Annotated in this window: 9 protein-coding genes and 2 pseudogenes; 8 read left to right on the top strand and 3 right to left on the bottom strand. The window is 58.6% G+C overall.

The window, feature by feature from the left end; translation table 11 throughout:
- The 4 genes from AC1DF3_RS36020 to AC1DF3_RS36035 all read left to right on the top strand — a co-directional run.
- Positions 1 to 464: tripartite tricarboxylate transporter substrate-binding protein (locus tag AC1DF3_RS36020; protein ID WP_478142678.1), on the top strand; the 464-nt coding region annotated here is incomplete at its 5' end.
- Between the two features lie 11 nt (positions 465 to 475).
- Positions 476 to 997 (top strand): DUF302 domain-containing protein, encoded by a 522-nt coding sequence (locus AC1DF3_RS36025; protein WP_478142679.1) that lies wholly within the window; start codon positions 476 to 478, stop codon positions 995 to 997.
- Positions 994 to 1,977: a Bug family tripartite tricarboxylate transporter substrate binding protein gene (locus AC1DF3_RS36030; RefSeq protein WP_478142680.1), complete on the top strand. Its 984-nt coding sequence runs from the start codon at positions 994 to 996 to the stop codon at positions 1,975 to 1,977. The genes AC1DF3_RS36025 and AC1DF3_RS36030 overlap by 4 nt, the downstream gene beginning before the upstream one ends.
- Positions 1,978 to 1,988: 11 nt before the next feature.
- A complete protein-coding gene (locus tag AC1DF3_RS36035) occupies positions 1,989 to 2,165 on the top strand; it encodes a hypothetical protein (RefSeq protein ID WP_478142681.1) in 177 nt (58 codons plus the stop codon).
- 117 nt (positions 2,166 to 2,282) lie between these two features.
- Here the strand turns inward: AC1DF3_RS36035 and AC1DF3_RS36040 are convergent, their stop codons facing one another.
- The gene (locus AC1DF3_RS36040) at positions 2,283 to 3,230 is read right to left on the bottom strand and encodes a GlxA family transcriptional regulator (RefSeq protein WP_478142682.1); all 948 of its coding nucleotides are present in this window, start codon (positions 3,228 to 3,230) and stop codon (positions 2,283 to 2,285) included.
- A 267-nt stretch (positions 3,231 to 3,497) separates the two neighbouring features.
- Between AC1DF3_RS36040 and AC1DF3_RS36045 the strand changes: the two genes are divergently transcribed.
- The 3 genes from AC1DF3_RS36045 to AC1DF3_RS36055 all read left to right on the top strand — a co-directional run bounded on the left by AC1DF3_RS36045 (position 3,498) and on the right by AC1DF3_RS36055 (position 7,094).
- Positions 3,498 to 4,400, top strand: a complete 903-nt coding sequence (locus AC1DF3_RS36045; RefSeq protein ID WP_478142683.1) for an alpha/beta fold hydrolase — start codon at positions 3,498 to 3,500, stop codon at positions 4,398 to 4,400.
- Between the two features lie 551 nt (positions 4,401 to 4,951).
- Entirely contained in the window at positions 4,952 to 6,403 is a 1,452-nt protein-coding gene (locus AC1DF3_RS36050) for an amidase family protein (protein WP_478142684.1), read from the top strand.
- 100 nt (positions 6,404 to 6,503) lie between these two features.
- Positions 6,504 to 7,094, top strand: coding sequence for a DUF302 domain-containing protein (locus AC1DF3_RS36055; RefSeq protein WP_478142685.1), 591 nt, complete (start codon positions 6,504 to 6,506; stop codon positions 7,092 to 7,094).
- Positions 7,095 to 7,679: 585 nt separating this feature from the next.
- Here AC1DF3_RS36055 and AC1DF3_RS36060 read toward each other — a convergent pair.
- Positions 7,680 to 7,892, bottom strand: a pseudogene (locus AC1DF3_RS36060) (IS66 family transposase); the annotation flags it as partial.
- 24 nt (positions 7,893 to 7,916) lie between these two features.
- Between AC1DF3_RS36060 and AC1DF3_RS36065 the strand changes: the two are divergent.
- Positions 7,917 to 8,965: pseudogene (locus AC1DF3_RS36065) on the top strand (IS3 family transposase); the annotation flags it as partial.
- Between the two features lie 224 nt (positions 8,966 to 9,189).
- Here AC1DF3_RS36065 and AC1DF3_RS36070 read toward each other — a convergent pair.
- The gene (locus AC1DF3_RS36070) at positions 9,190 to 9,696 is read right to left on the bottom strand and encodes an MATE family efflux transporter (protein ID WP_478142686.1); all 507 of its coding nucleotides are present in this window, start codon (positions 9,694 to 9,696) and stop codon (positions 9,190 to 9,192) included.
- Between the last annotated feature and the right edge of the window lie 123 nt (positions 9,697 to 9,819).

Here is a 9,819-nt window from a genome sequence, read left to right on the forward strand (position 1 = left end):
CCGCCACGGGTGCGCGACTGATGGACGTGCCCTACAAGGGCGCGGCGCCGGTCGTCCAGGCGCTGCTCAGCCGGGAGATCGACATGGCCTTCGTGCCGCTGGCGCCCAACGTGCTGGAGCTGGTTCGCACGGGCAAGATCAAGGCGATCGGCGTGGCGAACACCAAGCGCAACCCCTTCCTGGCGCAGGTGCCCACGTTGAGCGAGGGCAAGTACCTCAAGAACTTCGTGTACAGCGCATGGGCGGCCGTCTTCATCCCGGCCTCGGCGCCTCCCGCGGCGGCGGCCCGCCTCAGCAAGGACTTGGCGGAGATCGTGAAGGGCGACGAATTCCAGCGCTTTCTTCGCGACTCGGCCGCGCTGCCCGTCGAACCCATGACGCTCGACCAGTCTGCTGCCTTCTACCAGCAGGAAGTCGAGAAGTTCCGCCGCATCGCCAAGCTCGTCAAGCTCGAACCACAGTAGCAGGAGTTTCCATGACCAACCCTTCCCAATTGACAGACATCTCGGTGACGACCTCCGTCCTTGCCTTGGACCACGTGAGGATCAACACGCCGAAACCCTATGCCGAGGTCAAGACCGCGCTCGAATCCAGGCTGGGCCGGCTCGACGACTCGATCCGGGACCTGTTGAAGAAGAACGAAATCGAAGCCGTGCGCGTCGCCCTGCAGAAGGCGGCGGGCGAAGACGGGCTCGCCATCCATTACGTCGGCCCGCACGGAGACTGGCTGGCGCTGAAAGGCAAACGCMGGAAAGCGACCGCGTACCTGATCGGCAATGTGCTGTACGCCGTGCAGATGACRAGCGTCGACCTTGCGGCCGGCCTTTATGCGCCGCTGCGGGTGGTTCTCTATGAAAACGCGGAAGGCGGCTCGACGTTCGAGTACGACAAGCCGTCCACGCAGTTCGGCCAGTTCGGCCAACCAGAGATCGACCGGATCGCGGCGATCCTCGACGAGCGGCTCCACGCGGTCCTGCTCAAGGTCGGCACGCCATGACGAGCAGTTGCCTGAAGACGCTGGCCTGGATCGCAGCCGCGAGCGTGCTGGCACTGGGCTCGCCGATCGCGTCCGCACAAGGCTATCCTTCGCGGCCCGTCAAGATCGTCGTGCCGTATACCGCCGGCGGGCCAGTCGACCAGCTGGCGCGGGGCCTCGCGGAGCGGCTAGGCAAATCGACGGGGCAGCCGTTCATCGTCGAGAACAAGCCGGGCGGCAACACCATCGTGGCCGCATCGATGGTCGCCAAGGCGCCGGCGGATGGCTATACGCTGTTCATGGCTTCGTCCGCGAGCCTGGCCGTGAATCCGCTGGTCTACAGCAAGCTCGCCTACGACCCGGATCGCGACTTCGCCCCCGTGTCCCTGGTCGCGTCGGCACCGCTGGTGATGGTGGTCGGAAACGCCACGCCGGCGACCCGATTGAAGGACCTGATCCCCTACATCCGCAGCCGCGAAGGCAGCTTTGCCTATGCCTCCAACGGCAACGGCAATCCGCTGCACCTGGCCTGTGCGCTCTTCGCATCGATGGCCAACGTGGACATGCTGCACGTGCCCTACAACGGCACCGCGCCCGCCCTTGCGAGCGTGCTTGCCGGCGACACGCAGATGACCTGCGACATCGTGCTGAACTCGATGCCGCAGATCAAGGCAGGAAAGCTCCGTCCGATCGGCATCGTGGGCTCCCGGCGCGTCGCAGCGCTTCCCGACGTGCCGACCTTGGCGGAAGAAGGGCTGCTCGGGGTCGATGCTGCAGTCTGGTTCGCACTGGTGGCACCCGCGAACACGCCTGCTGAGGTGGTGGCCAGGCTGAACAAGGAGGTCGTCAAGGCCATCGACGATGCGGCCATCAAGGCGCGGTTCAGCGCCATGGCAATGGAGCTCGGCAGCAGCTCGCCGCAGGACGTCGTTGACCTGACGAATCGGGAACGCAGTAAGTGGGCGGCAGTCGTGCGCAAGTACGACATCAAGGTCGACTGAGGCTCGCGCCAATGATCCCCACTGCGCTTAAGGTCGAACCGGTGGAGGAGTGCGTGATCGTCGGCGGATGCGGCGGTCTGTACTGGATTCCGGTGGCACAGCAGGCCGACTACTACTGCGCGCAGAGATACATGACGATGCTTGGCCTCGTCTGCCTGCCCATACTACTGTTCTTCCTGAACTGTTGATTCGTTCTCGGCGGGCGTGATGGGCCGAACGCTACAGTACGTGGCGCTGATGCGGGCATCGCGCGCGGTGAAGCTCCAGCGAGATGGTTTCGCCGTGCGGCGCCCAACGATACCCGCCTACTGCAAAGACTGTGCCATCGCCGACGCTCTTTTGATGATCTGAGGCGGTTGGCCAAATGCCCGCAAAAAGGCTTGACGCATCCGCTCTCTATCGCCGAACCCCGCCTCCCGGGCAATCACTTCAATTGGGTGACGACTGGTTTCGATCATAAGACGCGCAGCTTCCACACGGAGGCGCTCGATGGCCTTGGCTGGCGTCTGCCCGGTTTCCTCTCGAAATACTCGACTGAACTGTCTCGGACTAAGTCGGGCGGCGTCGGCAAGCGACTCAACGGATAACTCCGCAGCCAAGTTCTCCTGTGCAAACTTGAGAGCCATTTGCACGCGATCGGACTTGGGGTCCAGCTCCAACATTGCCGAGAATTGCGACTGACCACCTCCCCGCCGCTGGTAGAGGACAAGCTTCCTCGCGACGGAGCGCGCCACTTCGACGCCGAGATCAGATTCGACGATTGCAAGCGCCAAGTCCACCCCAGCACTCATTCCGGCTGAAGTCCAGATCTGTCCATCGACCACGAATATTCTGTCCTCCTCAAGCTTGACTTTCGGGTATCGCTTTCGAAAAGCATGGGCGTGGTACCAATGTGTCGTAGCGAACTTGTTGTCGAGTAGACCCGCTTCAGCAAGCACAAAGGCTCCGGTGCACACGGAGGTGACCCGCCTGCAACTATTCGGTGCGCTGGCAACGTAATCCAAAAGGCCTTCAGCCGGGAGAGCGCACTCATTGTCACCGGTGACCATGAGAGTGTCATACGCTTGGTCATGCAACGACATGGTGCTCACCGAAAACGCTTGCGAACACTGCACTGCACCACCGTGCTCCGAAACGATCGTGAACTTGTAGGGATTGCTCCCTTGAGCCAAGTTCGCATACTCGAACACGGTCCCGACAGCCAAGCTGATTGCTTGAAAGTTCGGATATACGACCAATCCAATCGTGTGCATAAGTGACAGGTGATGACTTGAAACATTGAATGTATCGTTTTTCTGCCTCCCTTGCTTGTCTTGATGAGCGGCACAGTCACGAGTGTCCTAGATCATTGCATACATGACATTGAGGAAATGCGTGATCCGCTCCAACATCGGACTGGCCCTCAACGCTGGCTGTGTTCGGGGCCACCTGGTAATGACTCTGAACACAGCAAGTCCCATACTGGAGCGACTAGGCGAACTCTCGTCGCCTGATTTCTCGACACCGTACCCAACCCAACCATGAAAAACCTCTTACACGCCCTCGTCTTTGCCGCTTCCGCGTTCGTGATTCAACCCTCGTCCGCGACTATCCCCGCAACACTTGAAACAGCTCCGACCAAGTTCGTCGAGGCCAGCGGGATCCGATTTGCCTACAGGACGCTCGGGACAAGTTCGGGCACGCCGCTGATCATGCTGCAGCACTTCACGGGCACGATGGATTACTGGGACCCAGCTCTAGTCAATGCGCTGGCCAGCCAGCGTCAAGTCATCGTCTTCGACAACGCCGGTGTGGGTGGCTCAGGCGGGAGAGTATCCGACAGCGTTGAGCAGATGACCACCGACGCGGTGGCGTTCGTTCGCGCGCTCGGATTCAAGAAAGTAGATATTCTGGGATATTCGCTCGGAGGCATGGTCGCTCAAGACTTTGCGGCTCGCTTCCCCGAATTGGTGGGCAAGGTGGTCTTGGCCCACACGGTACATAGAGGCGGTGGCAACAACCTCATGAAAGTGCTTGGCGAGGCCAAATCACAAACGATCTACCCCGATCCGCGGATGGTCTTGTTTTTTACGAACAGCAAGAGCGGCATCGAGGCCGGTCAAGCGTTCCTGAAGCGCTCGAGCGCTCGGCAACAAGATCGTGATCCAGAATCCAGTCCTGAAGTTGCTAACGCGCATGCTAAGGCGATAATTGTGTGGTCTACGACGCCGGACGACTCTAATAAAACGCTAAACGCGATCACTCAGCCAGTATTGATCGCTACTGGAAGCAAGGACATGATGCTACCTAGCCCTGGGTCGTACGAGATGTTCCGGATCTTGAAGAACGCCAAGCTGGTCATGTATCCAGACTCGAACCACGGCGCTATCTTCCAATACCACGACCAGTTCGCCTCGGAGGTCAACAGCTTTCTCGATCGCTGATTGGGCTTTAAGCTGCAACCCGAACACTCGCCGTACGGCATCAGCCTTGACAAGGGCTGGGGCCGTACGGCGAGTTCGGGTTTATGCCTACTCATACAGAGGACGCAGTGGAGCCGCGCAGCGGTGACTTGGCGACGATTTTCGCTGTGGCTACTTCGCAATAGTCCGACGAAGGGCTGTTGACGCGCTCACTCAATGGCGTGTAGCGAGTTGATTTGTCCAAGGCACGCGGTTAAGGGAAGTGCCGATCATCCATTCCTTCCGCGCCAGTCAGCAGATCCAGTGAGTTGAGTGGCACCAATAAGCGGAGATGCACCTTCGGCCGCATCGAGTTCGACGCCTGCCCGGCGCGCAGGTCTTGGTTTCGTCTCATTTGAGCCCTGCGCGGTGCCGCAATTCAGAGGCCGCCTTGACGCGGTTGCAATCGCAAGCACGCCTCGCTATGTCTGCCGGGCCAGCTTGGCAGGCAAAGACCATTGATCTGGCAATTTGCGTCGAGCAAAGGCCGGCCGTCCAAACTAAGCTGACAGCTCAATGTAGGAATTTTCGATATGCAAACCCTCGCTAACTCAACCTCTTCATCTCTACACGAACTTTCGATCACTGCCGCGGCAGCCGCGATCCGCTCGAGACAGATTTCTTCGACGGACTATGCCACTGCTCTCCTGGAGCGCGCACATGATCTTGCCGACCTGCGTGCCTTCATTACGCTCGATGACGATCTCATCCTGGAGGCTGCGAAGCGGGCTGACCTTAAGCAAGCTGCGGGAGAGCAACTGGGCCCGCTCCACGGCGTGCCCATCGCGATCAAAGACAGTATGAATACTCGTGACATGCCAACGTCGATCGGCACCAAAATTCTGGGGAGCAATAGGCCCTCCGAGGACGCTGCGGTTGTTAAGTTGATGCGAGACGCCGGCGCGATTCTTTTTGGAAAGAACAATCTCGTGGAGATGTCGTACGGACTCACCGGCCTCAATGCGCACTATGGGCAGGTTAAAAATCCGTATGACCTCACTCGTGTCACGGGCGGGTCGTCAAGCGGTGCCGGAGCTTCCGTCGCCGCCAGGATTGTCCCAGCTGCGCTCGGTGGCGACACAGTGGGCTCCATCCGCGTTCCCTCCTCCCTTTGCGGGGTTGTAGGGTTCCGGCCGTCCACAGGCCGTTGGCCGGGCCAGGGCATTGCTCCCATCTCGCACACGCTTGATACCCCCGGTCCGATGGCCCGGTCGACAGCAGACTGTGCATTGCTGGACGCGATCGCTACCGGTCGTGCACCAGACAGCAAAGCCCCGATTCAAGACCTGAAAGGAGTTCGACTTGGATTCGCTCCCAAGCAACATTTGGACCTTGTCGATCCTGAGGTTGAAGCATGCTTTCTTAAAACCATTGACAGACTTCGCGACGCCGGCGCAGAAATTATTGAGATCGATCTCGGCGAAGAATTTGCAACCCTGGCGTATCAAGCCAATTGGCCGATATTTTTTGCGGAAACGATGCCCCATGTCACCGAGTATCTTCGCGAACAAAAATTTCCCGTGTCGTTTAGTGAAATCTACGACGGGCTCGGCGAGAATGTCAAGGTTTTCTGGAGAGACAGTGTCGTCGCAGATGGCCCTAATTTCATCTCTAAAGAGATGTATCGCACGTCCTTAGGTATTCACCGTGCAAATCTCCAACGGCAGTATGCAAGGGCATACAGTGCAGATCGGATCGATGCATTGCTTTTTCCAACGACCCCCACAGTTGCTCCACTCATTGATGAGCGAGTGCCTTTCGTCATTGCTGGCCAAGTAGTAGACCGCTTGCTTCTGGCCAAGAATGTCTTTCCTTCGAGCTGCGCCGGGCTACCGGGGATGAGCCTTCCCATCGGACTATCCTCCGCCGGCCTGCCGATCGGGATGGAGATCGACGGTCCATTGGGCGGTGATCAGGCCGTCCTTGATATTGCAACTCGAGTTTCGGCAGTTGTCGGTCAGATTCCCGGACCGAGCTCGATTTAATCGAGGAAACTGAGGTCAGGACGAGAGGGCAAGAGAGGCTCATGTCACTCTCGAAGGCTCGTGACTAGTCAAGATATTTTCAAGATGAAAAGGAATACACATGTCTATTAAATCAACCGGTGTGGAAAATGTTCCAGTGTTTGGAGGTGCGTTGTCCGAGGGTCCGCCAGCCGTTGGAAGGGGCATTCTTGCAATGCACTCGCAATCGATTGAGGTGGAACATCAAATCATTGATTTTCACATCGAGTTCGACGTATTTAATCAAAATTTGACAGGATTATTGGGTCGTTTTGATTCGAATGACGTTGCGATTGCGGCATCGAATTTGAAAGACTCCCTCGAACGCCTCAAGGAGGCGCAGGGGCAATATGGGTTGGTGCTTTTTGGCGAAGGCCTCGACCATGGGGCCTTATTTCCGCTGATTGAGTTGCCGGTTCGTAAGTCTATTCGGTATCATATTGGCAATCCTCTGATTGCGATCAAGATGGAGCGGATGAATATGGGAGTCGCACTTTACGCTCCGCTTACCGTCTTGGTATATGCGCTGTCGCCGGGCGTGGTTCGCGTCGAGTACGACCTGCCTTCATCGACATTCGGGCAGTTCAGAAATGCAGAGATCAATCAAGTCGCCGCAATGTTGAACACCAAGCTCTATACCCTTCTTCTCACAGCTGCTGAAGCGGCAAGCTAAGTTTCCGCTGGCGCGCAGTTGAACAGTGTGGCACTTTCGATGACCGACACCGCGCGAGATGGCATGGGCGGTTGGAGAGACGACTGTGGACTTGCGCCCCGGCGGCTCGCAGCGCGTCAACGCGCTGGACGCCGGGGCGGGGTGTGATCAGCAGATGAGTGCACTCCGACACGGCTGCTGTGGGTAGACGAGAAGCGGCAATTTCATATTGCCGCGACTTGCCAGTGCCAGACGCCTGCGACCTAAACTTAGCGTGGTCAAGCTCGAACTTGAAATGCGGATGCGTCACTCCATCTGGGAGCAGAGCCAGAAACTGCGGGCGGCAGTGGCTGGCCACGCGCACTCAGCGTGCCGTGCAACGGCTCGGCTGATGTCATTTCGCTTGCAGGCCGCTTGGCTGTGGCGCCGGACGACGTTGTGCCGCTGCAGCCAGTGCCATGGGTAACCAATCCTCGAATGAGAGTTTGAGCGACCGTCGAGACACACTGCTCTGCACCCTGGTCACTGCCAGCGTTTCGTGCCTTTGAGACGCTGCAGGGCGACGCAGAACATACTTGCATCTTTGATTGGCAAACGGTCATGAGAATTGGATCTTCCGATGGCAATCGGTCGGATCTGGCGTTCCACCCAATTGTTGTCCGCCGGCAGATCACCGTCGTCGATGTAGCGCGTGAGCGCGTGCCAGCGTTTCAGGCTGTAGATCGCCTTGGCCGCGGCCGAGCCAACCGGCACCCTCAGCCGTTGCCCGGCAAGTTCCTGCCGCGGGGCATCGGCCACTTCGCGTGATCTCTCCTGTCGTGTTCGTTCTCAGCGAAGGACGGACTTGAAGGGCTAACTCCGATGCGGCCAGGACCACGAAGACAGCGGAACGCCGACGCCGATGATGCTTCGAGCGAGCCACGCGACGACAGTGCGCGTACCAGAGATGACTTGTTGGAAGAACTTCGGCATCTCCGTATGGAGGTCGCCTACCTAAAAAAAGCGAGGGCCTTGGTTCGCAGCAAGTCGCCATCACCGTCGAAGAACGGACGCGGATCGTGCTCGAGCTGAGGCCTCAGTTTCCCCTGGCTGGGCTGCCTAAGATCGCAGGCCTGGCGCGAAGTACCTTCTACTACCAGCGCAAGGCTCTGAGCCGCGAGGACAAGCATCTGCGCTTGCGAGATGCCATTCGCGAGATCTTCGATCGGCATAGGGGGTGGTACGGCTATCGTCGCGTGACGCAAGCATTGCGCCTCCAAGGGCGCACGGTGAATCACAAAACGGTGCAGCGCCTGATGGGCGAACTACAACTCCGTTCGAGAGTGCGAGTCAAGAGCTTCCGCAGATTCTCTGGAACGGGATCGGTGCTAGCCCCTGACCTCATCCGTCGCAACTTCCGGGCTGAGCGCATGAACCAGAAGTGGGTCACGGACATGACCGAGTTCAAGGTGGGGACGAAGAAGCTGTACCTATCTCCGATCATGGACTTGTACAACGGCGAGATCGTCTCTTACGAGAAAAGCGAGTCGCCCACGCCACGAATGTTCCGGAGCATGCTGAGCACTGCCTTTGCCCCTCTGGAGCCCAACGAGCGTCCAGTGCTGCACTCGGATCAGGGTTGGCAGTATCGAATGCCTACATATCGCGAGCAGCTGGATCGACGTTCAGTTCTGCAGAGCATGTCTCGAAAGGGGAACTGCCTAGACAATGCGGCTATGGAAAGCTTCTTCGGCACGTTAAAGTCAGAGCTCTTTCACATCAACAAGTTTGAAAGTATCGAGGAACTCAAGCACGGCATCGATGCCTACATTCGCTACTACAACGAAGAGCGAATAAAGCTGAAGCTTGGCATGAGTCCGATTGCATTCCGCAGGCAACAAGAGATCAGATAGATCAGTTCAACAGCCGTCCAACTTCCGGGGGTCAGTTCAACCCTTGGTGGACTCTATCGTCATGGACATAAGCCCGCAACTCAAGACGGGATCACCGCGCTTACCGAGTATCTGCACCTCTGCACGTCCCTCCGAACCGGCGTCTGATCGTTACGACCCAGGAGTCGTACGCGTTGGTCCCGCACGTCCGGACCTGTGGAGGGAGTGCTGTGTGAGTGGCATTCCTACTTCGACAGGATGGCACTCGTAGTCACTGGAGTTTCATTCATGAAGTACCCGCCGCGAAATGCGATTGCACAGACGCTGACGAGTCCGTAGACCACCATGCCCGTGGCGCTGGCTATGAACAGCGAGTTGAGTGAGCCGCCCGAGTGGAGAAGCGCCCAGCCTCCGCCCCCGGCGACGAGCAAGCGTGCCGCACCGGCTACCAATGGCCACTTCATGCGGCCTGCGCCCTGCGCAGCGAAATAGAGGGTGAAACCAGCGCCGAAGAAGCCCAGGAAAGGTCCAACGTTGCGAAGGAATGCCGAGCCGGCCTCCAGCGTGGCCTCGTCGGCGCTGAACAGATTCATCCATGCGTTAGGCCAAGCGGCGGCGGTCAAGCCAATGGCTTCCGACAGGACGAATGCAAGTGCAGCACCTATCGTGGCGATACGCACCGCGCGCCGCGGCTGACCTGCACCGATGTTCGAGCCAACCATCGCGACTAGTGCAGTGCGCCACGTAAATATGTACTTATCTTGTGCTCCGTGCCAGCGCCGCCTTGGCGCGCGTGACCTTGGCCAAGATGTCGGTCGCGCTCTTGGTCCAGATGAAGGGTTTGGGGTTGGCGTTGTGGTGGGCCACGTACAGAT

This window comes from Variovorax sp. 10N432, from assembly GCF_056394465.1.

Excerpts from the sequence above, each read along its gene's own strand:
- AC1DF3_RS36055 (WP_478142685.1), top strand. The coding sequence starts at position 6,504 with ATGTCTATTAAATCAACCGGTGTGGAAAATGTTCCAGTGTTTGGAGGT.
- AC1DF3_RS36040 (WP_478142682.1), bottom strand. The coding sequence starts at position 3,230 with ATGCACACGATTGGATTGGTCGTATATCCGAACTTTCAAGCAATCAGC.
- AC1DF3_RS36045 (WP_478142683.1), top strand. The coding sequence starts at position 3,498 with ATGAAAAACCTCTTACACGCCCTCGTCTTTGCCGCTTCCGCGTTCGTG.
- AC1DF3_RS36035 (WP_478142681.1), top strand. The coding sequence starts at position 1,989 with ATGATCCCCACTGCGCTTAAGGTCGAACCGGTGGAGGAGTGCGTGATC.
- AC1DF3_RS36030 (WP_478142680.1), top strand. The coding sequence starts at position 994 with ATGACGAGCAGTTGCCTGAAGACGCTGGCCTGGATCGCAGCCGCGAGC.
- AC1DF3_RS36050 (WP_478142684.1), top strand. The coding sequence starts at position 4,952 with ATGCAAACCCTCGCTAACTCAACCTCTTCATCTCTACACGAACTTTCG.